The organism is Paenibacillus oryzisoli (genome assembly GCF_050467285.1).
GTDB lineage: Bacteria > Bacillota > Bacilli > Paenibacillales > NBRC-103111 > Paenibacillus_E > Paenibacillus_E oryzisoli_A.
The window spans coordinates 82,067-104,789 of record NZ_JBCMUN010000018.1 but is presented as its reverse complement, the minus strand read 5'-3'; the positions used below and the strand labels follow the sequence as shown (position 1 = coordinate 104,789).

Sequence of the window (22,723 nt, the reverse complement as noted above, 5' to 3'; positions counted from 1 at the left end):
AATTACGGTAAACACAGCTGGTGCGGCTGCAGGAACTAGCTTGGATATGAAATTTGAACTGCGTAAGAGCGAAGCTACCCACACAGGTGCAGTAGCAGGTACCGTAGTAGATCAAAGCGTAGCGAGCCTTGCGAGAAAAGTAACCATCATTACCGAAGATGAAGCAAAAAACTTGACTTACAGCCTGAACACTGTAGGCAACCTCTTCAATACGCGTGACGATGCAACTTACGCTGCAACTGACGCAACAGAAAGCGACGCGGCAACAAGCAAACTTGCGAAAGAACTGATCGTAAGCGCGAAAGATGCTGCAGGCAATGCGGTGGCTGTTCCAAAAACAATTACATCCGTAACATCTGATGTTTATACCGTAGCGCAAGTTAAAGAAGACGGTGCAGATCCAGAAGCAACAGGCTATGTCATTGGTAACAAAGTAGGTACAGCGAACGTGACTGTGTACTTCGTAGCAGCAAATGGTGAAACGAAGAGTGTAAGCGGGCAAGTAAATGTTACAAATGAGGCGAACCGCGTAGAAACAATTGCAGCCGGTTCTACAACAAAAACATTTACAACGGCGCAAGCAAACAACGAAAACATCTTCTACCTGATGAACAAAGTAACGGTAACGAACCAATACGGAAACACATTCAAAAGTGAAGGATCTACAAAAGATTCCTCGACGAAAGATGTTTTGGCAGCGTATGATAACTACCTGCAAGTGCGTTACACAATTACAAATGTGACAGATGGCTTGACAGTAACATTAAAAGCTGACAACACCGTGTCCGTATCCGGAACAGGTTCCTTTGTAGCAACAGCCATTGCACCAAATGGCAAATCTGTATCCACAACAGTTGTGGTGACAGCAACTCCATAATTACTTCTCACCTAGAGGCCCGCAAGGGCCTCTTTTTTATATGAAAAAAACTTTTTTAAGACGGTCGCAACTTTTCTTGAAAATATGCGTTTAATACTTTGAAAACAAAAAACACAGGTTTTTTTCCTTTATTGGCTTGTAAATAAGAAAAAAAACTTTACGATGTAATTCGACCAATGTATAATGTGAATTGGTGTAAGTCTAGAATCTATTTCAGTTTACTAGAGTTTCTTTGCAGTCGAACTAGCTGACTGTTATGAACTTAGTTATATAATGCTCTAACTCTGGAAAGGGGGTGAACCAAACAATGAGGAAATCGAGCTCAAATATTGTTCAATTCAACCTAAATCAGAAGAAAGATATTCAAGGAGGAGAAAAAAAGGTTATGAAGAAAAGTTTATCCGTAGTTTTGACTACAGCAATGGCATTATCCATGTTTTCTTCCGTAGCATTCGGTAAAACATCCGCTGACTTCACAGATCTGAAAGATCTTGATGCAGCTACAAAAGCAAAATTTGACGCAATGATCTCCGCTGGCATTTTTGACGGCGTAAGCGACACAACATTCGGTTTGAAAGACGAAATGAACCGTGCACAATTTGCAAAAGTTGCAGCGCTTCTTCTTGATCTGAAAGCTGACGCTACAACTTCCAGCTTCTCCGACGTAAAAGCAGATGACGCAGCTAACGGCTACGCACTTCCTTACATCGAAGCTCTGAAAACTGCTGGTGTAACTGACGGTTACGGCGAAGGCACTTACAACCCAGCTGGTAAAGTAACTAAAGAACAACTTGCTACGTTCTTGGTTCGCGTTCTGGGCAAAGATGCTGATGGCAAAGCGAAAACTGGTAACGACAGCACAGTTTCTGACTGGGCTCAAGGTTACGTAGCACTTGCGCTTGAACTAAAACTTCTTGCTAATGGCGAAGACGGTAAATTCGGTGGCCAAGCAAATGCAACTCGCGACCTTCTGTTAACTGGTGCTTATGAAGCAAAACAACAATACGTAGCTCCTGGCAAAGTATCCGTTACTGAAGCAAAAGCAACAGGCGCTAAATCAGTAAAAGTTACTTTCAGCAAACCAGTTGACAAAACTAAAGCGGTTGTTGCTTTGACAAAAGGGACTGCTGCTGTAACAACAACTGCAGCTTGGGCTGAAGATGCTAAGTCTGTAGTGCTTACACTGACTGATTCCAAAGTTGCTGAAGGTGAATACACAGCGACAGTTTCTGGATTGGATGCTGATACTGTAGACAAAACATCTGCAAAATTTACTGGTGAAAACGAAAAACTTACTAAAATCGAGTTCGTTACTGCTGGTGACACAATTGCGAAATCTGACAAGGCTCGTGTACAAGTTCAACCAACTAACCAATACGGTGAAGCCGCTACCTTCTCTGCAGGTAACTACACAGTGTATGCTACAACTCCAAGTACTGCGACACTTTCCAAAACAGAAGATGGCAAATTGTTTGTTATCTTGGACACAAATTACGATGGCGTAGTTCCTAACAATAGCCAAGTATCCATTAATATCTATGACAACGATCAGCACATTTCTGCAACAAAAGTATTCAAAGTTGGTGACGTTCCTTACGTAACTAAAGTAGAGCTTGGTGATGTATCTTACAGAAACGGCAAATCCGCTCTTTCTCTAAATGGTGAAAAAGCAGTAATTGCCTTGACACAATATGACCAATACGGCGGCGTTATTACGAAAGAAACAGGCTCTGCAATTGTTCCTACTGTTTTCGTAACTCCATACAGTGACGCTTTAGGCAGTACGCCTGCAGTAGTTGTTGATGAGAACAATGACAATGTTGATGATGTTGTTGTAACATTGGCAGCAAATGTTGAGAAGTCCGAAGAGTACACAGTTACTGTATTCGGTGGCGGTTCTCAATCCTCTGTCAAAATTAAAGCAGAAGCTTCTAAAGTAGCTACAAAAGTTGAGCTAGTTCAACCATCCACAACAATCGCTTACGGCGACAACGATAAGTATGTTGAATTGGTGGCTTACGATGAAGCTGGCAATAAATTGTCTGCTGACGATATCGTAGACAATGCGAAAGCGGGAAGATTCAAAATTACTGCTTCCAGTAACTTGATTCTTGGTGCAGGTAAAGATGTTCCTAATGCCATGTTAGTTCATTCAACTGATGCTTCCCAAGATTACAAAATCGTTCAAGCTGGGCCGAATAAAGGTAAAATTCATATTTCGAAAGTTATAGCTAAAGGTCAAGGAAATCTCTTTGTTGCGGTCTATGGCATTGGCGTGAACAGCAATGCTCAATTGAACATTCCGCTTGCAGATGTTCGTTATCCAGATAGCATTAGAGTAGCTACAGAAGCTAAAACTAAAGCAGTAGCGGGAGCTACGACTAAACCTAAATTCCAAGTGTTTGACCAATACGGAGAAAAAATGACTGCGTTCTCTACGGTTCAAGACACTGATGGCGACTATACAAACGATGCTAATATCAATATCGTACAAAATAGTCAAACAGTAACATACGATGTGTACACTAATATTACTAAAACAGATGGATCAGCATTTACAGTGACCGTTGACGGAGTTACTGTTCATGACAAAGATGTCCTTCAACTTGGTGCATTCAGCGACAAAGAAGTTGTAATTAATACAGCAGGTACAACTGCGAGTCAAAATATCGATTTGAAATTCGAGCTTCGTAAAACCAAAGCATCGGCAACAGGTGATGTGAAAACTGCTACTCTAGCAGCTGGTGAACTGATTGATCAAAGCGTTGCATCTATTGCAAGAAAAGTAACGATTGTAACTGCTGACGAAGCTAAGAACCTGACTTATAGCTTGAATGCAATTGGTGATCTGTTCAATACTCGTGACGATGCAACTTATGTTGATACGGATGCACAAGAAAGCAATGTTAATACAAGTGAACTGTCGAAAGAGTTGGTTGTATCCGCTAAAACTGCAGGTGGTATTGATGTGGCATTGCCAAAAACGATCACTTCTGTAACTTCAGATATTTATAACGTTGCACAAGTTGATATCACTGGCGCAGAACCATCTGCTACTGCTTATGTAATTGGCGACAAAGTAGGTACAGCAAATGTAACTGTTTACTTCAAAGCAGCTGATGGAACAGCGAAATATGTTGCTGGTCAAGTGAATGTGAAGAATGAAGCTAATCGCGTAGAGTCGATTGTTGCCGCTAATACAACAACTACACTTACTACTTCAGCTGCTGATCAAGAAAATGTTTATGAATTGATGGGTAAAGTTACTGTTAAGAACCAATACGGTAACGATTTTGTCAGCGACGGTTCTAAAACTGCTGGTAATGATGTCATCAAAAATTACGACAAGTACCTGCAAATCCGTTACACATTATCTGAAATTAATGGTGTGACTGCATCGCTTGATCCTGCTACCAATAAAGTTAGTGTTAGTGGTACTGGTTCCTTTGTAATAACTGCAACTGCTCCAAATGGTAAGACTGCTATGACGACAGTGGTAGTAAAAGCTAATCCAACTCCATAATAATTATATTGAAAGATAAGACCCTCCGGGGTCTTTTCTTTTTTTACAAACTAGCTTAGTATAGGCTTAAAAAGAGAAGAAGGTGACATTAATGAATAAGCAAAAAACAAAACTTGTACTTATAAGCACAATCGTCCTTTTATTTGCGGCGCAGACCTCCCAAGCCGAAGCCCCAACTGCGGGCTCTTCGAGTGATCCCGTGATCACGAAGAGCTATTTTGATCAGAACACCTTAAGCGAAGCAAAGGTGAAGGAGATTGTTGCCTCCGCGATCGCGGCCAATTCTGGCAATGGCCAGAATGGCAGTGGGAGCAACGGAGGCTCAGTTGCAACGCCAGCGGCGAATATGAAGGTTGTCCAGTTGAAAATTGGACAAACTCTGTACGCCGGCGCCGGCGCGGAATTTATCGTGCGAACGGGCAAGGTCCTCGCCGTGAGCAAAGACGGAAATGGCATCCCGGATGTGACGGGAGGCAAGGATTTGCCAGCGGGAACGGAAGTTGCGCTGAATCATCTTTTGATTTTCCCGACGGAAGGCCGCGGGATCCAGGTTTCGACGAAAAATGATGCCGAAGTTTATGTCATGGTACGTGGCGGATATCTTGTGCTCAATGCAGACGGCAGCACAGCCGAAAAGTAATTCTACGAGGGTAAGCCAAAGGCTTGCCCTTTTTTGTTTTCGAGATGGCTCTGACATCGGTAAATTGGATCGTCCCAAAAGTAGGGGAGGCCAATTCTTTTATTTATTTTCGACCGCGAACTCGTTCATTTCGAACTCTCCAATATTTTACCCTTACAGCCAACTTCTTATTCGGTTTGAGGCGCGGAATCCAGCCATACTAAAGCCATACCCCAATAAGCTTAGGCGCTAGAGGGGACCAATCTCTAACAAAACCTAAGGAGGCGTTTCATTATGGCGAGAAACAGTAAAGTGGTTCCGGAATCCAAAAAGGCTTTGGATGTGCTGAAGTATGAAATCGCTGCTGAACTTGGCTTGCCTGTAGGAAAGCAAATGTCCTTAAATGCCGATACGGAGTTTGCGACAGAACTGGGCGCGATTCCTTCCTCCTCTGTGAAAGAGGACTACTGGGGGCACATTTCCTCTAGAGACACGGGAGCGGTGGGCGGACGCATCACGGCGCGGCTCATTCAGAGAGCGGAAGAAACGCTGTTTAGTCTGTAGTGAACTTATTTTGTTTTTTCATTTTATAAAAGTCCAATGAACAAAAAATGATCGAAAGCTTAAAGTTTCCTTAAAGTATGCAATTAGGTATTTAAATTGACTTTCCTATATAAATGTAGTAAGATAACGAATTGAAGGTCTAACTTTCGTGTAACCTTTCTCAGGACGGGAAAGGTTCATTTTTTTTACGGAATTCGTTGTTCTTTCCAGCGCTTGCGCGCAAAAAGAGGGATTCCGTTTGGCGTGAAAAGCTGCCGCTAAAGCCGGGCCCATTTTTCATATAGAGGCATCGATTAAAAGCTTTTCAAACATACTAAGAAATATAGAATGTAGGAGGATGAAGAGAATGGCGCATGTAAGCGGTCGTCGTTTATTTACATCCGAATCCGTAACAGAAGGTCATCCGGATAAGATTTGTGACCAAATTTCTGACTCGGTATTGGATGCGTTTTTGGCTAACGATCCAAATGCTCGTGTAGCATGTGAGGTTTCGGTAGCAACTGGTTTGGTTTTGGTAATTGGTGAGATCACGTCGAAGTCTGAGTATGTGGATATCCAGGCTATCGCAAGACAAACAATTAAAGACATCGGGTACACTCGCGCAAAATTTGGTTTTGACTCCCAAACCTGTGCAGTGCTCGTTTCCCTAAATGAACAATCTCCTGACATTGCACAAGGCGTTGACAGAGCGCTTGAAGCAAGAGAAGGTTCCATGTCGGATGCTGAAATTGAAGCAATCGGCGCGGGTGACCAAGGGTTGATGTTTGGTTTTGCTGTTAATGAAACACCTGAACTTATGCCGCTTCCTATTTCGATTTCCCACCAACTGGCTCGTCGCTTGACTGAAGTTCGCAAGAACGGTACGCTCCCATACTTGCGTCCAGATGGTAAAACACAAGTGACTGTTGAATACGTAGATGACAAACCGGTTCGCGTTGATGCGATCGTTGTGTCCACACAGCACGATGAGAATGTGACTTTGGAGCAAATCCAAAAAGACATTAAAGAGCATGTTATCGCGCCTATCGTTCCTGCAAACCTGTTGGACGAGAAAACAAACTACTTCATTAACCCAACTGGCCGTTTCGTTATCGGTGGACCACAAGGGGATGCTGGTTTGACTGGCCGTAAAATCATCGTTGACACTTACGGTGGCTACGCACGTCACGGTGGCGGCGCGTTCTCCGGTAAGGATCCGACAAAGGTTGACCGTTCCGGCGCATATGCTGCGCGTTACGTTGCCAAAAACATCGTAGCAGCTGGCCTTGCTGACAAATGTGAAGTTCAATTGGCTTACGCAATCGGCGTAGCACGTCCCGTGTCTATCGCCGTTGATACATTTGGCACAGGTAAAATCAGCGAAGAGAAGCTGGTAGAGCTGGTTCAAAGTAACTTTGACCTTCGCCCAGCGGGCATCATCAAAGAGCTTGACCTTCGTCGTCCGATTTACCGTCAAACAGCTGCTTACGGTCACTTCGGCCGTAACGATCTGAACGTTCCTTGGGAGCGCACAGACAAAGCAGAAACACTTAAAGCACAAGCACAAGCTTTGGTATAAAAGCTGGCAGGTAGGAAACCGCCCGATTTGGGCGGTTTTTTGTCGTATTTTATGACAAATTGTGACGAGAACGGTGCATTAAATTTGCATAAAAAATGGGAAAATGCGATATTTTTGTCGTATAATATATTTGTGCCGCAGGCTGTGTTAAGATAGAATTATCACTTTGAGAACGGGAGTGAATTATTATGGATCATGAGTTGAAGGAAGTATTGTCGGCCATTTTTCAGAAGCTTGAAAGCATTGACAAAAGATTGGATGCAATGGACGCAAGGTTCGACGGTATTGATGCGAGACTGGATGCAATGGACGCAAGATTCGATGGCATTGACAAGAGGCTGGACGGCATCGACGCTCGGCTTGACGCTATGGATGCACGCTTCGACAGAATTGAACTCGAGCAGTCCCAAATGAAACAAGCGATCATGGAAACGAATGAAGCGGTGAAGCGCATTGAGAAGAATCAAGAGCAGCAACAGCATTTGATTGAACTTTTATCATATCGTTCCATTGAGCAAGAAGCAAAGTTGAAGCGAGTTAGCAGTTTATAAGCCTCGATTATAAATATAATCCAATGTATCTCAAGCAGAGAGCAAACCCGCGGGCGGAGGCGAGGCATGCTCTTTTTATTTTGGCATAAAACTGGGCGCTCTTTGAAATATAAATACAACGCGACAAATTTCGTAACTTTTTCCATAGTTTCAGAGTCTATATAAATATCATAAAAGGATAGATACTAGACCTAGTAAGGAAAAGGAAGAGGAGTGGAGATCCAGCATGAGGTTACAGAAGCAAGTAGGCGTCGCAGCATTGGCATGCCTTCTATCGTGGCAGTTGATTGCCGGTACGACGGTATCTGCCGCGGGCACGAAATTGACGCTGAGTTCACAAGAAATCATTACATCCGGCGCGATAATGAAAAATTATATTTGGACGACCACCCGCAGCAGCAAAGAGGTTTCCGTAAATGCGAATGTGATTGAGGTGGATTTGACGAACCCGAATGTGAAAATCGATGCGATGGCCGGGACGAACAATCAATTCACGAAAAATCAGAGCGTGTTGGGCATGGTGAGGGATACCGGGGCTGTTGCCGGTGTAAATGGTGACTTCTTCAATACGCAGGCGGAGGGCGTGCCAGAAGGGGCTCAAATTACGAATGGCCAAGTCATGGCGACGCCGGCGAAGATTTCGGGGCTGTATTCTTTTGCCATCACGAAAGATAATAAGCCGATCATCGACATTTTGGATTTTCAGGGGAAAGTAACTGCGAAAGATGGCACGTCGTTTGAGCTTGGTGGAGTGAACAAGACTTTCTACTGGGACGATAACAACGTTCCGCTCATCGCTGATGGGTTATTCTTGTACACAAGCGCCTGGGCGATGACACAAAGGGCGGTTGATGGGACGCATGTGCCGACGGAAGCGCTCATTGAGAACGATATTGTCAAGGAAATTGCTGTGGACACGAATGTGAAAAAGGTCGCTCCCGTGAACGGTTATATTTTACGCGGGTCAGGGCTCGCTCGGGATTTTATCGTGAATCATCTCAAAGTCGGCGATAAAATTACGACAAAATACGATATGATTCCGCATGACCTATCCAAAACGTATGATTGGAAAAACTTTAAAATGCTGATCGGCGGCTCGACGCTGCTGGTAGATGACGGGAAGCCAAGTTATTTTACACGAGACATTAATGACTTCAGCGGCTACAGCCCGCGATCTCGGACGGCGGTTGGGTATTCGAAGGATTTGAAGAAAGCATACATTATTACATCTGATCGCAGCAGCGGCAGTGCGGGAATGACACTTCCGGAGCTCCAGCAGTTCATGGTCGATGCCGGCGTATGGCGGGGAATGGTCCTGGATGGCGGCGGCTCAACGCAAATGGTTTCAAGATCGCTGGGAGATATGGACCCGAAGCTTGTAAATCAGACGGAGAACGGCAACCAGCGTGCTGTAGCAAATGGTTTAGGCGTATACTCGACAGCGCCGAAAGGGAATTTGAAAGGACTTATCCTCAAAGGCCAGTCTTTACTTTTTATGAATGAATCCAGCACTTATCAATTTAAGGCTTATGATGATTATTACAATCCGATTTCCGTTTCAAGCGTGACACCGCAATGGGGAAGTACAGGAAATATCGGCGTTTTTAAAGATAATGTCTTTACGCCAACCATGGTAGGGAAAACGCAGATCACAGCAAAATCCGGCAGTGGTTCGGCATCGATGGATGTCGAGGTTGTAGGGCGGGATCAGATTACGTCGATGGCGTTTAGTTCGGGGTCTTTTTCGGTGACAGAGGGCGGAGACTTTAAACTGCCGATTACGGTGAAAACACGAAGCGGAGCCACACGAGAACTGCCTGCGTCGTCTGCGACATGGGAGTTAAGCGGAGTGAAGGGAACGATTAAAGACGGTGTGCTGCATGTCGATAGCGCCGCGGGGGCGAAGGCAGCCCAAGTTATTGCGAAATACGACGGGTACAGCACGATGGTTACACTGCCGGTTGGTCAGGAGAAGGCTTGGTACGACCTGGATAACTACGCGGTTATGACAACATCCGACAAGTACCCTGCTGAAGTGGGCGTCTCAGTGAATATTGTGACATCCTCCGGAAGCAAAAATCTTGAACTCAGCTATGACTTCACCAAGGGAACCGGAACGAAAGCTGCTTATGCAAAGTTCAATGATAAATATGGCGCGCCGATTGAAGGCGAACCCCAATTCATAACGGCAAAAGTGTTCGGTGATGGCAGTTTTAACTGGGTGAGAGCGGAGATTATCGATGCTAATGGCAAAAGTAATCTCGTAAGCTTTACGGAGAATATGAACTGGACGGGCTGGCGGAAGGTCACCGCGGACATCTCGAACTTGAAATATCCGCTTACGATCAAGAGTGTCTATGTCGCCAATCCATTGAACGGTCAGGATGAAAGAGCGCCCAAGGGGAAAATTAATATTGATGATATTTCCTTTATTTATAAAGGTCAGCTTCCAGCGCTGCCAAATAATAAAGTTCAATTAACGGTGAACAAGAAGCAAGCGACATTGAATGCCAAGCCCATGACATTGGAGCAAGCACCGACGATCGTGAAGGATAATACGCTGGTCCCGATTCGTTTTGTAACAGAAGCTTTGGGCGGTACGGTAAAATGGGACGATAAAGAGCGCAAAGTAACCGTGGTTCGCGGAGATAAGCTGATCGATCTGTGGATTGATAATGCGGATCTGATTGTGAACGGTCAGCGGGTTACCGCGGAAGTGGCCCCGGCCATTATGAACAACGTGACAATGGTCCCACTGCGCCTGGTTTCTGAGAAATTAGGGTTTAAAGTAGGTTGGGATCCCCAAAATTATGGGATAACGATTGAATAAATAGTACTAGAAGTACACGGCAAAGTCGAAAAATTATGCTACAATATGGGGTAGACTACTACTTATTAACTGGATTCACTAAAGGAGATTGTGTCATTTGCAACCGGACGCTATCGATCGTGTCATAAAAAACGCCATTAACGTCATGGAGAGCAGCAAGTATCAGTTGTTTGAGATCGCTGAAGCCTCACGTTTGGAAAAAGAATCGCTTGCGCGTGAGCTGGAAGAAATTAAACAAGAAACGAGCCTCACCATTGAACTCGTCGACAAACTGGAGAAAGAGTATAAGCGATCTCGCATCCGCCTTACGGAAGTCAGCCGTGACTTTAATAAGTACCGCGAGGAAGATATTAAAGTTGCCTACGAAGCGGCGATTGCTTATCAACTACAGCTTACTGTTGCGCGGGAGAAGGAGAACAACCTTAAGACGCGCCGCCATGATCTGCAAGTCCGCATGAAAAATGTGGACAAGCAGGTTGAGCGCGCGGAAACGATTGTTTCGCAGATGAATGTGGCGTTGGAGTATTTATCCGGTGATTTAAATCAAGTGACTCGCATTATTGAATCCGCCAAAAATAGACAACTGATGGGTCTGAAAATTATTTTGGCCCAGGAAGAAGAGCGCAAACGAATTGCCCGTGAAATCCATGATGGTATGGCACAGACACTCGCAAACGTCGTGCTTCGCACTGAAATTGTACAGCGTATGTTGGTGAAAGAAGACTTTGCATCCGTTAAGGACGAATTGGCGGATCTTAAAGGGCAGGTCAGAGGGGGGCTTGAGGAGGTCCGAAAGATCATCTTCAATCTCCGCCCGATGGCGCTCGATGATTTGGGAATTGTGCCTACGCTGCGCAAGTATGTGCAGGATTTTGAGGACAAATATCGGATTGCGACGCAATTCAATCTGGTTGGAAAAGAGACGCGCATTCCGTCCGGTCTTGAAATTGCGATTTTCCGACTCGTGCAAGAAGCTTTATCCAATGTCTACAAGCATGCAAAAGCAACTTTCCTTTCTGTTGAACTTACGCTGGAACCTGACCAAGTTCAAATCTATGTTGCAGACAATGGGGTTGGTTTCGATGTGCCGCAGACAGAGCAAAGAATAGCAAAAGGGAACAACTTCGGTTTACTGGGCATGCGTGAACGTGTTGAATTGTTGGAAGGAACGATGGTTTTAGAGTCGGAGAAAGGTTCAGGCACAAAAATCACGATGCTCATCCCAATCGGCGGCGTGGAAGAGAACAAGGAGGAAAATGAGAATGGACAACACGGCTAGTCATAAACGCAATGTACAAATTGTGATTGCAGACGATCACCAGCTTTTTCGCGAAGGTGTTAAGCGCATCATCAATATGGAAGACGACATGGAAGTTATCGGTGAATGCGGCGACGGTATCCAGGTGATTGAACTGTGCAATCAAATTGCACCCGACATTGTGCTGATGGACATTAATATGCCGCTGGAGAACGGCGTAGTGGCTACGGAGCGTCTTAAACTGATTTTCCCGGAGATTAAGGTGATCATCCTGTCGATCCATGACGATGAGAGCTATGTGTTCGAGACGCTGCGCAAAGGGGCTTCCGGCTACTTGCTGAAAGACATGGAAGCGGAGTCGTTGATCAACGCGATCCGTTCGGTGGTCTCAGGCCATGCGTACATTCACCCCAAGGTAACGGGTAAGCTTATTAATCAACTGCGCCGGATGACGTATTTGGACGATGCTGGGGTTGTGGGCAATGGCCAAGGCGTCAAGGACAACGGTCTGAAATACATACATAACACGAACAGTCCTCTGACCAAACGTGAGGCGGAAGTGCTCCGGTTGATGGCTGAAGGCAAAAGCAATAAGCTGATCGGCGAATTCCTCTACATTAGTGAGAAAACGGTGAAAAATCACGTGTCCTCCATTTTGCAGAAGATGGAAGTGGACGACCGCACACAAGCGGTTATTATTGCGATCAAAAATGGATGGGTAACACTTTAGCTTCGCCTGCCTGGCTTGTACCTATCTAACAGAAGGAACCCCCCTTTGCGCTGCCGCATACACTGCAGGTAAGGGAGGGACCTGCGATGTGGATAGGATTGCTCGGCATTATCGGCTGTTATGGCATTAGCATTGCCTTGATTCATCTGTTGTTTGGTGTTCGGAACAAACGGGATCAGAAACCGACGAACGTTGTACTCGTGACGAAAAACAATCAGAATCAGATTGAGTGGGTGATCCGTTCAATGTTTTTCTTCTCGCGTATAAAGGGGAAGCAAGTGAAGGCGACAATCATTGATGAAGGGTCTTCCGATGAAACGCGGGAGATTATTGAACGCTTGTCGCAGACGCATGCTTTGGAGTTTCGGATTCAAACGGATTTTGATGCGATCGATCGTTTTCTGCGAGAACACGATGATGATCCTGTCGTGCTCATTCATCTCAGCGACCGGGAGGACCTTGTGAGGGTACCTGTCTAAGCGATGTTGGGGCAGTAAACGCTTTCGCCAATCTCAAGGAAAGTGCGGTGGGGCATGAAGGTAGGACTGTATGCTGTTCGTACGGGGACGCATTGGAGCTGGCATTACACAGTACATGAACAAACCGCTTGTCAATATTGGTTCGAACACTACGCAGCCGACGCCGGCCTCGTCGTGTTCGAACCTTTTGTTTCTTTGGGGCAAGGTGAGCGGGTGTTGGCGGCCTTGCGGGGCGGTGTTGGGGCGCCGCCGGGCGAAGCGGCGGCGGGCTGGTTGGTCGGGCAGCTGCAGGTGGCTGCGGCTGCCTGTGGGTTGCCAGCGGGCGCGTTTGAGGCCCGCTGGGTGAGTTATGCGAGCTGGCGGCGAGAAGCCAGCTCGGTGGGGTTGGACGCCGGCACGTACCGGCGTCTGGTGGAAGCCTGCAGCGGCCGGGCGCTGCTGCAGGAGGAGTTGCACCAGTGCCTGGCGGCGCAGGGCCTGGTGCTTGAGGTGGGACGCGAGGAGCCCACGTGGCTCGCGTACCTGGAACTGGCCCAGCTCCACGGGGACGTGGAGCTGACGCCCGGCTTCGGCGCCCGCGTGTCGCGGGACTGGCGCCGGGGGCTTCGACGATCGCTCCGTTACCGCTGCAAGCGGTGCGGGAGCGGCAGCGATCGGCTGTTTTGGTCTTGGTGCGCGAGCTGTGGGGAGGACTGCCCCTATTGTGAGGCGTGCCTCACGATGGGGCGTGTCCGTTCCTGCTCGCTGCTCGTCAGGGGCGTGGCGGCAGGCGGAGCAGCCGCCTTGGAGGCCGCAGATGGCGATTTCAGCGCCTATCTCGCGCCTTGGGGGTTGAGCGAGGCACAGACGGCTGCCTCGCGGGAGGGGCTGCGCTACCTGGCGTCGAGCCGGGAGCGCTTGGATGGTGGGCGCGGGCCCGCGGCGCGCCGGTTTTTGATCTGGGCGGTCACCGGGGCCGGAAAGACCGAGATGATTTTTCCTTTTATCCAATACATCGCGAAGCAGGGGGGCCGTGTGCTGATTGCGACGCCGCGTAAGGACGTGGTGTTGGAGCTTCAGCCGAGGATCTCCCGGGCTTTTGAAGCTTACCGGGTTGTGACACTGTACGGCGGGAGCGAGGAACGCTGGGAGCAGGGCCCGATCACGATCGCGACGACGCATCAGCTGATGCGGTTTTATCAAGCTTTTGACCTCGTAATCATTGATGAAATTGACGCGTTTCCCTACCACAATAATCCCATGTTGGGCTTTGCGGCAGAACAAGTCTGCAGGCCTGATGGAATCACGATTTTACTCTCCGCAACCCCTCCGCCGGCCGTTCGAAAGGCTGTTAACCGCGGGCGCATGGCCCATGTGCGAGTTCCAGTTCGTTTTCATAGACATCCTCTGCCTCTCCCTCGGTTCATTCAAACGCCATCCCTTAGAAGAATGGTTCAAGCTCAGCGCATTTCCAAATCATTGCTAGTTCTGGTGCAGCAATCTGTAGAACGGGGAGCCCAAGTGTTCATTTTTGTCCCAAACATTCAGTTGGTCGAACCTGTTGTTGGTCTGCTGAGGCGTGAAGTGTCGGTTCGCGTGGAAGGTACTTCGTCGCAAGACGATTTGCGTGCCGATAAGGTACAGACATTTCGAAAAAGAGACATTCGTGTGCTTGTCACGACAACGATTTTGGAGCGCGGGGTGACGGTGCCGAAGTCGGATGTGTTTATTTTAGAGGCAGACTCAGGGTTGTTCGACGACGCTGCACTTGTGCAAATGGCCGGCCGTGCGGGGAGATCGAAGGAAGATCCGGCGGGGAAGGTCGTTTTTGCGGCGGCGGAAGTCACTCGGTCACAGAAGGAGGCGCTGCGTCAAATTCGAACGATGAACCGGATTGCGCGCAAGCGGGGGTTTTTGAAGGAGGATGCGAAGTGAAGCTTTGGTGGCATGGGGTGCGGGAGACGCTTGTATCTTTGCTTGGCGCGAGCAGGAGAGACTGTTTGTTGTGCCAGATGAGCAGTTCGCTCAAGGGAGAGGAGTTGGGGCTTTGTTCATCATGCTATGCTCGAATTCCATGGATACATAGCGTGCTTTGCGCGTTTTGCGGGAGGGGAGAATTTTGTCCGGATTGTCGACGGGAGCGCCATACGACTTTTGCGATGAGCCGGAGCAGTGTGAGGTACGATGAGACGATGAAGGAGCTGCTGGCTAGGTACAAGTATCGAGGGGATGAACGGTTGCAAGCGGTGCTTGGCGCCATGCTGGTGCATGCTTTTCGTTTGGCGCAGGAGAAGTTGGGGGCTTTGACAGCGGAGGCCCATGAGGTGATCACGTTTGTGCCGGTGAGCGAGCTGAGGATGCAGGAGCGGGGGTTCAATCAAGCAGAGCAAATGGCCCGGGAATTAGGGCGCCGAGTAGGAGTTCCGGTCGTTCCGCTGCTCAGTCGGTTGAAGCATACGGACAAGCAAAGTTTTAAGGGGCGGCATGCGCGAATCGGAGATTTGGCAAATGTATTTGAGGTTAGTGTGCAGGAGGCAGGAGGTCTTGTCGGAGTGGCTGTAACGCGAATTTATATCGTTGATGACGTGTATACGACGGGGAGTACGATGAGTCAGTGCGCTCGGGCGTTGGGAAAGGAGTTCTCAGCTGAAATTTGTGGGCTGACCTGGGCGCGTTGACGTAAAAATTTCTCGCTATTTCTCCGATAATAGACATAGGCAAACGTTGTCGAATTAGGGTAAACTGGAATTAATTCATCGGAAATGGGAATCATAAAAGGGGGCCATCTTATGGGCATGAATGTCGCGAATTGTCCGCGCTGCGGAAAAATATTCGTGAAGGGTTTTGCAGAGGTTTGTCCGAACTGCTTGAAGGATTTGGAGCAGCAATACGATAAATGCTTAAAATACTTGCGCGATCATCGCGGTACGAATATTACGGATTTGAGCGAAGCGACGGGCGTATCGGTCAAGCAGATTACGAAGTTTATTCGTGAAGGCCGTATTTCGATTATGAACGCGCCGAATATGGCGTATCCTTGCGAAGTATGCGGAACGCTGATTCGGGAGAATACGCTGTGCGAGCCTTGCCGGATGAAGCTGGTGAAAGATGTCCGGAACAACGCCGAGGATGAGCGCCGGAAAACGGAACAGGAAGTGAAGGACGCGCACGTTGCGTTCAAAATTCAGGAGCGTCTTCGTGATCGTCACTAGGCGCGGTGAAATAGGTCTGCGGAGATATAAAGTTTCATAAGAGAGATGCCGATAATAGTTCTAAAGATTATCGGCTTTTTATTTTGGTAGGTCAGAATTAGGAGTGAATCGGTATGAAAATTAATGATAATGGGCGCATCGGGGCTGTGAACCCTTATAAGAAGACTGGGGATTCCGCTTTTGTTCCATCCGCAGGCAAGAAAGGGAAAGCGAAAGATCAAGTTGAAATTTCGGCAGAGGCCAAGGAATTGCTGGGCGCTCAAGGAGCGGTGCGTACGGAAGCGCATTCGCAGCGTTTGGAACAGCTTAAGTCATCCGTCGCATCGGGTACGTATTACGTGGATAGCGGGAAGATCGCAGAGAAGCTTCTACCTTATTTGAAATAGCGTTTGACCGTTAACCAACCAGATAAAGCAGGTGAAAGATCATGTCCATTCAGCCATTGCTGGATACGATGGAGAAACTTCAAGAGGCGCACGAGGCTTTGCTGGAGCTCACGGTGCTCAAGACACCGGTTCTGGTGAGCAATGACATTGATCAGCTCAATGCAATTGTGAACCGTGAGAACAAGTGGATTCGGGCCATTGCCGAAGCCAATCAGGAGCGGATACAAGTGATTGGTTCCTACTTGATCTCGCGCGGCTACAATCCGAATCCGAAGATTACGGTCGGCGATTTGATTAAGGTGATTTTTAAAGCGGAAGAGAAGCAAGCGCTGATGCAGGCACAGCAGAAGCTGCTGGCTACGATCGAGCAGTTGAAAGAAAAGAATGCGATCAACCAGCAATTAATCGAGCAGTCGCTTTCTTTTATCGATTACTCGTTGGATTTAATTATAGGCCCGCCTGAGGACGATGTGGTGTATCGGAATCCGAATCAGATGGGCGGCGGCAAGCGTATGGGGATGTTTGACCGGAGAGGTTAACGGAAACTAGCAGGCATGGGAGAGGGTAAGGATGAGATCGACATTTGGCGGTATTGAAATATCCAAACGGGGAATTCTGACACAGCAGGCGGCATTAACGACAGCGGGTCATAACGTAGCGAATGCCAATACGCCGGGCTACTCGCGCCAAGTGGTAAAAATGGTTGCTGCCGAGCCGATTGAGGCGCTGAGCTTGCAGCGTTCAACCATTCCGGGACAAATGGGTCAGGGCGTTCAGTTCACTGAGGTGAACCGAATTCGCGAAGCATTCTTGGATAAGCAGTTTGCCAATGAGAATAAGAGCTTGGGCGAATGGACTGTTAAACAAGATACGCTCGAGAAGCTGGAAGCGATCATTAATGAGCCTTCGGATACAGGGCTTCGCCAGGTTTTAGATAACTTCTGGAATTCGTGGCAGGAGCTTAGCAAGCAGCCGGATAACCTTGAGACGAGAGCGGTCGTCAAAGAAAGCGCTTTGGCGGTGACGGACGCGTTCAATCATGCAGCGAAGCAGCTTAACGATCTTTCTTCTGACTTAAACGATAACATTTCGGTTAAAGTGACTCAGGTCAACACGACCTTAAAGCAAATCGCGGGCCTGAACAATGAGATTTTCCGTGTCGAGGGCTTGGGGAATGATGCCAACGATTTGCGTGATCAGCGTGATCTCTTGGTGGATCAGTTGTCAAAGGTTATTAACGTGACGGTCCAAGAAGAGTCTGGCGGTTACCATGTTAAAATGGGAAATCAGGACTTAGTTGAAGGCAGCACACCAACTGAGTTTGACGAGAGTGTTGCTACAGGCGCTTATCCAAGCGATCTGAATAGCGGCGAATTGTATGGGTTGATGTACTCGAATTCCCGCTATGTAGACGAATACCGCAATCAATTGAACTCGATGGTCACGACGATCGTGACTGCTGTGAATGATGTGCATAAAAATGGCTACACACTCGCGGACACGAATCCACCGTCGAAGGGTGGAAACTTCTTCGATCCGGTGACGGATTTTGCTACAGCGGCCGCGACGTTTAAAGTAAGTTCCAATATCACGGACAATGTGGAGAATATCGCGGCCTCTTCCCGAACGTATACGGATGAGAATGGCGTAGAGCGCGTCGTAAAGGGGAACAACGAGAATGCATTGGCCCTGGCGAACATTAAGAATATGAAATACAATTTTGACGGTTCCGGCGTGACGAAAATTATTCTGAACGGCGGTACGTTCGATGAGTTCCTTCGTGCGGTCGTGTCTGAAATTGGTGTTCAAACCCAAGAAGCGCAGCGGCAAGTGTCTAATCAAAAAATCCTGGTTGATCAAGTGGACGCCAGAAGACAATCCGTTAGCGGCGTTTCTTTGGATGAAGAGATGGCGGATATGATCAAGTATCAGCATGCTTACAATGCGGCGGCTCGGTCGTTGACAACTTTTGACGAGATGCTGGATAAAGTCATTAATTCGATGGGCACCGTCGGCAGATAGATTCGGAATTCGAACAGATTGAGGTGAAGTATAATGTCGTTACGCGTTACACAAGGCATGCTGAATACACAATTGCTTCGTAACTTGAACGGAAATATGACACGCATGGAGGGGCTGCAGGACCAGCTTTCCACCGGTCGCAGAATTAATAAGCCTTCGGATGATCCGGTGGGGATTAGTTTTTCGATGCGTTATCGCAGTGAATTGGATACGAATGACCAGTACCAGAGAAACGTGGATGCAACCGTATCGTTCCTTGATTATACGGATACGATGTTGGATCAGACTGGCAGCGTGTTGCAGCGTGCACGGGAGTTGGCGGTATCGGCTGCAAATGGTACGAATTCCGAGGATTCGCTGAACGCGATGAAGATTGAGATTGATCAGCTCTACGGGCAACTCGTGAATATTGGGAATAGCCAGTTCAACGGAAAGTATGTCTTTAATGGGCAGATTACGGATAAACAACCTTTCCCTGATGCGGACAATGCCATGAATGCCGTCACAGACAATGGTGAGATTAAGTTTGAAATCGGCGCAGGTGTTCAGATTGCGATGAATAAAACTGCTGGGCAAATTTTCGGAGCATCTGGAGCGGAGAACAATGCATTTCAGATTCTGAAAGATTTGTCGTCGGCCTTGGCTGCTGGAGATTCTACGGGTATTCAAAAGTCGATCGGGCTCATGGACGAGCGGATGAGTGTTATATTGGGCGCCAGATCGGACGTCGGGGCGAAAACAAACCGCGTACAGCTCGCGGAGGACCGCTTGAGCGATATAGGTATTAACTTGCAAAGCTTGCAGTCCAAAACGGAAGACGCTGATATGTCGCTTGTCATTACGAATCTGAAAATGGAAGAGAACGTGTACCAGGCTTCTCTGTCCGCAGGTTCAAAAGTCATCGTTCCGACGTTGGTGGATTTTCTACGGTAATAGCATAAGGAGGCGGCTGTGATGCCGAGTATTCCCCGAATACAAATTAGCCAGCAGCCGGCTCTCATCGGGATTGACGCTGACTTAGGTACCCAAGATATAAAGCAGCCTCGTCCAACTTATGAGATGCAGGTGGATCGGCCTAAGCAGGATATTCGTCAGCCGCGGGGCGATCTCGATATTGACCAGAGCAAAGCCTGGGATGCCCTGGGGCAAGGACCGATTTTACAAGCGATGAGCCGCATTTACTCGCAGTGTCATGAGATTGCGATGCAAGGCATTGCGCGTCGTGTCGAAGATGGAAATCGTCTGGCGGCGATTCATCTTGGCGGCAATCCGATTGCTGATATTGCGAAGGAACTGAGCATCAGTCGTCCACAGTTTGATTACTACGGCGAAGCGAGTTACGACAACGTGGATATCACGTACAATGCGCATAAAGCCGAAATTAACGTTGTCGACGGCAAAGTAAATGTGAATGCGAGGGTTAATCCTCCGGAGATTGAGTATAATCGTGGTAAACTCGATATCTACATGCGGCAATACCCTAAAGTTGAAATTACGCCGCCGCAAATTGATTTCAAGTCATAATGGGGTATAATCAGGCTATAGATGCGTTCTATGGCTTTTTTTGTTGAATCACGGGTCGAAAGGAGCAGTAAGGGATGAAGGTTGCTACATTATTTTTTGGTGAAGTCGATGTTCGAGAGGAAGATGTGATTACGTTCGGGCAAGGATTGCCTGGTTTTGAGACTTTAACGAAGTTTACATGGATTCAATCGGAAGAAAGTGCACCTTTTTCCTATATGCAATCTACAGAAGAAGCGGGTGTTTCTCTGCTGGTGACAGATCCTTTCCTCTTTGTAAATGATTACGATCTCACGCTGCCTGATACGTTGCAAGATGAATTGCAAATTGAGCGAGCTGAAGATGTTGCTGTTCTGGCGGTCGTCACCGTAAATAAAGACTACACCAAGTTTAGTCTGAATCTGCTCGCGCCGATGGTGTGGAATGTCTCGAGAAACTTGGCCAAGCAAATTATTCTGCACGATTCGGACTATCCGACGAAATACGAGATTGCGTTAGGCGGTATGATCGAGACCACGCAAGCGGAGGGGTGAGAAGATGCTGGTATTGGCAAGGAAAAAAGGCGAATCCATTATGATCGGCGATCAGATTGAAGTTGTAATTTTAGGAGGCGACGGCGACAACGTTCGAGTCGGGATCCGTGCTCCTAAGCATGTGGAAGTGTACCGCAAAGAGCTGTATCAGCAAATTCAGGAATCCAATAAGGAAGCGCTCACGAATCCGATTAGTCCGCTAAACCTAAGCAAATTAATGCATAAGCCGAAATAAGGAAAAGTGTCGACAGCGAGTCGACACTTTTTTTATTTTCGCTATAAACTTTCGTTCTTCGCGTGACGATATAGTTATCAATGGGACTTTGCGCAGGGCGGCCGACCTGCGTAAGTCTACAAAACAATCCACATGGACGTGGATTAAACGAACTTCAGGAGGAAGAACAATGAGAATTAATCACAATATCGCAGCAGCGAACACTCACCGTCAATTGACTGGTAACACTGCAGCAGCAAGTAAATCCCTTGAGAAACTGTCTTCCGGTCTTCGCATCAACCGTGCGGGCGACGACGCAGCAGGCTTGGCAATCTCCGAAAAAATGAGAGCGCAAATCCGCGGCTTGGATATGGCAGCGAAGAATGCTCAAGACGGTATCTCCTTGATCCAAACAGCTGAGGGTGCGTTGAACGAAACTCACTCCATCCTCCAACGTATGCGCGAATTGGCTGACCAATCCGCAAACGGAACAAACACAACTGACGACCGTGCAGCGCTGCAAGAAGAGGTTAAACAGCTGAAAGACGAAATCGATCGTATCGGTAACACAACTGAGTTCAATACTCAGAAGTTGCTGAATGGTAACTTGAAGTCTGCTGGTGGCGCGAATGTTGCTCAAAATACAACTACTGGCGACATCGTTGGAAAACTGTCTGGTGCAGTTCTAACTGCAACTACTGGAATTTCAAGCGGTACTTTGAGCAGCGTTTCATTCTCTGAAGAAACAATCAAGATTGATGGCAACGAAATCAAAGTTAGCTGGCAGAACCTTACTAGCGCTGAAAAAGGGATTCTTAGCGGCGTAACAAGCAGCTCCACTTCCCAAAACGCTGCAAAAGACCTGATCGTCTCGAAAATCAATGAGGCAATCGATGCGTCCGGCAAAAATGTAGCACATGTGAGCGGATATATCGATGGTTCCGGTAAACTGGTTCTGAAAAGCGGTACTACAGGTAGCGATTCTAAGCTTCAAGTAGTGAGCGGTAGTGGCGTCCTTGGTGCTGCGGGCTTGGGCACAACTGAAGTAACGGGTAGCAGCAAATATAATGGAACAACAGTTGATGCTAACTCGACTGCTTGGTTGTCCATCAACGGCGTTAAAGGATTGGAAGTTACTTTCACTTCCGCAATTACTGGCGGAAGCACAACGATGAGTGGTGCAGCACAAGTCATTCAAGATGCTATTAATGCTGCAATTTCAGGTCAAAATGGTTCCAAGACGTCCAATGACCCAGGATACATCCAAGATGTTGTTGTTAACGTTACGAAAGATGGCAGATTCCAGATCCAAAGTGAGACTGGTTCTGTTGAGCTGTCTGACAAAGAAGGCAATACTTTCATTAAAGATCTAGGGTTGAGTGCAGCTCAAACTGAAGGTATGAGCGGCGGCGGCGTAACGTTCCAAATTGGTGCGAACCGTGGTCAAACCATCAGCTTCGGTATTGGCGACATGAGATCTGCAGCTCTGGGTATTTCTGATGTTGATGTTTCTACAGCTACTTCGGCTTCCCAAGCTTTGGATAAACTTGATTCTGCTATTAAAAACGTCTCTTCCCAACGTTCCAAAATGGGGGCTGTCCAAAATCGTTTAGAGCACACAATCAACAACCTGCAAACTGCTTCTGAGAACTTGACTTCTGCTGAGTCCCGTATCCGTGACGTAGACATGGCGAAAGAAATGATGGATTTCACGAAATCCAACATCCTTTCCCAAGCTGCACAAGCAATGCTGGCTCAAGCGAACCAACAACCACAAGGCGTTCTGCAATTGCTTCGTTAATATTATATTGTTTTACCAAGACTGGGGAATTCCTCCTCAGTCTTTTCTTATTATTGCCTCTTTATA

Annotated in this window: 20 protein-coding genes and 1 pseudogene; all 21 read left to right on the top strand. The window is 47.5% G+C overall.

The features are described from left to right. Positions 1-877 (top strand): annotated as a pseudogene (locus ABE504_RS26370) (hypothetical protein); the annotation flags it as partial. Between the two features lie 307 nt (positions 878-1,184). Further along, on the top strand, positions 1,185-4,400 hold the full coding sequence (locus ABE504_RS26365) for an S-layer homology domain-containing protein (protein ID WP_430094654.1): 3,216 nt from the start codon (positions 1,185-1,187) through the stop codon (positions 4,398-4,400). A 91-nt stretch (positions 4,401-4,491) separates the two neighbouring features. After that, entirely contained in the window at positions 4,492-5,040 is a 549-nt protein-coding gene (locus ABE504_RS26360) for a hypothetical protein (RefSeq protein ID WP_430094652.1), read from the top strand. A 273-nt stretch (positions 5,041-5,313) separates the two neighbouring features. Then, the gene (locus tag ABE504_RS26355) at positions 5,314-5,583 is read left to right on the top strand and encodes an alpha/beta-type small acid-soluble spore protein (RefSeq protein WP_126142961.1); all 270 of its coding nucleotides are present in this window, start codon (positions 5,314-5,316) and stop codon (positions 5,581-5,583) included. Positions 5,584-5,929: 346 nt separating this feature from the next. Beyond that, complete coding sequence (metK, locus tag ABE504_RS26350; protein WP_126142962.1) at positions 5,930-7,141, top strand: methionine adenosyltransferase; 1,212 nt, start codon at positions 5,930-5,932, stop codon at positions 7,139-7,141. 188 nt (positions 7,142-7,329) lie between these two features. After that, positions 7,330-7,692, top strand: a complete 363-nt coding sequence (locus tag ABE504_RS26345; protein WP_430094649.1) for a hypothetical protein — start codon at positions 7,330-7,332, stop codon at positions 7,690-7,692. 226 nt (positions 7,693-7,918) lie between these two features. Next, positions 7,919-10,522, top strand: a complete 2,604-nt coding sequence (locus tag ABE504_RS26340) for a stalk domain-containing protein (RefSeq protein ID WP_430094647.1) — start codon at positions 7,919-7,921, stop codon at positions 10,520-10,522. Between the two features lie 97 nt (positions 10,523-10,619). Beyond that, the gene (locus tag ABE504_RS26335; RefSeq protein ID WP_430094645.1) at positions 10,620-11,801 is read left to right on the top strand and encodes a sensor histidine kinase; all 1,182 of its coding nucleotides are present in this window, start codon (positions 10,620-10,622) and stop codon (positions 11,799-11,801) included. Then, the gene (locus ABE504_RS26330) at positions 11,785-12,510 is read left to right on the top strand and encodes a response regulator (RefSeq protein ID WP_126142966.1); all 726 of its coding nucleotides are present in this window, start codon (positions 11,785-11,787) and stop codon (positions 12,508-12,510) included. Before ABE504_RS26335 ends, ABE504_RS26330 begins: the two co-directional genes overlap by 17 nt. 86 nt (positions 12,511-12,596) lie before the next feature. Next, the gene (locus ABE504_RS26325; protein WP_430094643.1) at positions 12,597-12,989 is read left to right on the top strand and encodes a hypothetical protein; all 393 of its coding nucleotides are present in this window, start codon (positions 12,597-12,599) and stop codon (positions 12,987-12,989) included. Positions 12,990-13,043: 54 nt separating this feature from the next. After that, complete coding sequence (locus tag ABE504_RS26320; protein ID WP_430094642.1) at positions 13,044-14,903, top strand: DEAD/DEAH box helicase; 1,860 nt, start codon at positions 13,044-13,046, stop codon at positions 14,901-14,903. 239 nt (positions 14,904-15,142) lie between these two features. Then, positions 15,143-15,646 (top strand): ComF family protein, encoded by a 504-nt coding sequence (locus tag ABE504_RS26315; RefSeq protein ID WP_430094640.1) that lies wholly within the window; start codon positions 15,143-15,145, stop codon positions 15,644-15,646. A gap of 111 nt (positions 15,647-15,757) precedes the next feature. Next, positions 15,758-16,180 carry a TIGR03826 family flagellar region protein gene (locus tag ABE504_RS26310; RefSeq protein ID WP_430094638.1) on the top strand — a complete coding sequence of 141 codons (423 nt, stop codon included), beginning with the start codon at positions 15,758-15,760 and terminating at the stop codon, positions 16,178-16,180. A gap of 113 nt (positions 16,181-16,293) precedes the next feature. Then, positions 16,294-16,566, top strand: a complete 273-nt coding sequence (gene flgM / locus ABE504_RS26305) for a flagellar biosynthesis anti-sigma factor FlgM (protein WP_430094636.1) — start codon at positions 16,294-16,296, stop codon at positions 16,564-16,566. A 41-nt stretch (positions 16,567-16,607) separates the two neighbouring features. Further along, positions 16,608-17,105 carry a flagellar protein FlgN gene (locus ABE504_RS26300; protein WP_430094634.1) on the top strand — a complete coding sequence of 166 codons (498 nt, stop codon included), beginning with the start codon at positions 16,608-16,610 and terminating at the stop codon, positions 17,103-17,105. A gap of 31 nt (positions 17,106-17,136) precedes the next feature. Further along, complete coding sequence (flgK, locus tag ABE504_RS26295; protein ID WP_430094632.1) at positions 17,137-18,588, top strand: flagellar hook-associated protein FlgK; 1,452 nt, start codon at positions 17,137-17,139, stop codon at positions 18,586-18,588. A 33-nt stretch (positions 18,589-18,621) separates the two neighbouring features. Beyond that, complete coding sequence (flgL, locus tag ABE504_RS26290; protein ID WP_430094630.1) at positions 18,622-19,521, top strand: flagellar hook-associated protein FlgL; 900 nt, start codon at positions 18,622-18,624, stop codon at positions 19,519-19,521. Positions 19,522-19,542: 21 nt separating this feature from the next. Further along, on the top strand, positions 19,543-20,112 hold the full coding sequence (locus tag ABE504_RS26285; RefSeq protein ID WP_430094628.1) for a DUF6470 family protein: 570 nt from the start codon (positions 19,543-19,545) through the stop codon (positions 20,110-20,112). A 74-nt stretch (positions 20,113-20,186) separates the two neighbouring features. Further along, positions 20,187-20,642 carry a flagellar assembly protein FliW gene (gene fliW, locus ABE504_RS26280; RefSeq protein ID WP_430094626.1) on the top strand — a complete coding sequence of 152 codons (456 nt, stop codon included), beginning with the start codon at positions 20,187-20,189 and terminating at the stop codon, positions 20,640-20,642. Between the two features lie 4 nt (positions 20,643-20,646). After that, entirely contained in the window at positions 20,647-20,877 is a 231-nt protein-coding gene (gene csrA, locus ABE504_RS26275; RefSeq protein ID WP_430094624.1) for a carbon storage regulator CsrA, read from the top strand. A 169-nt stretch (positions 20,878-21,046) separates the two neighbouring features. Next, on the top strand, positions 21,047-22,657 hold the full coding sequence (locus ABE504_RS26270; protein ID WP_430094622.1) for a flagellin: 1,611 nt from the start codon (positions 21,047-21,049) through the stop codon (positions 22,655-22,657). Positions 22,658-22,723: the final 66 nt, after the last annotated feature.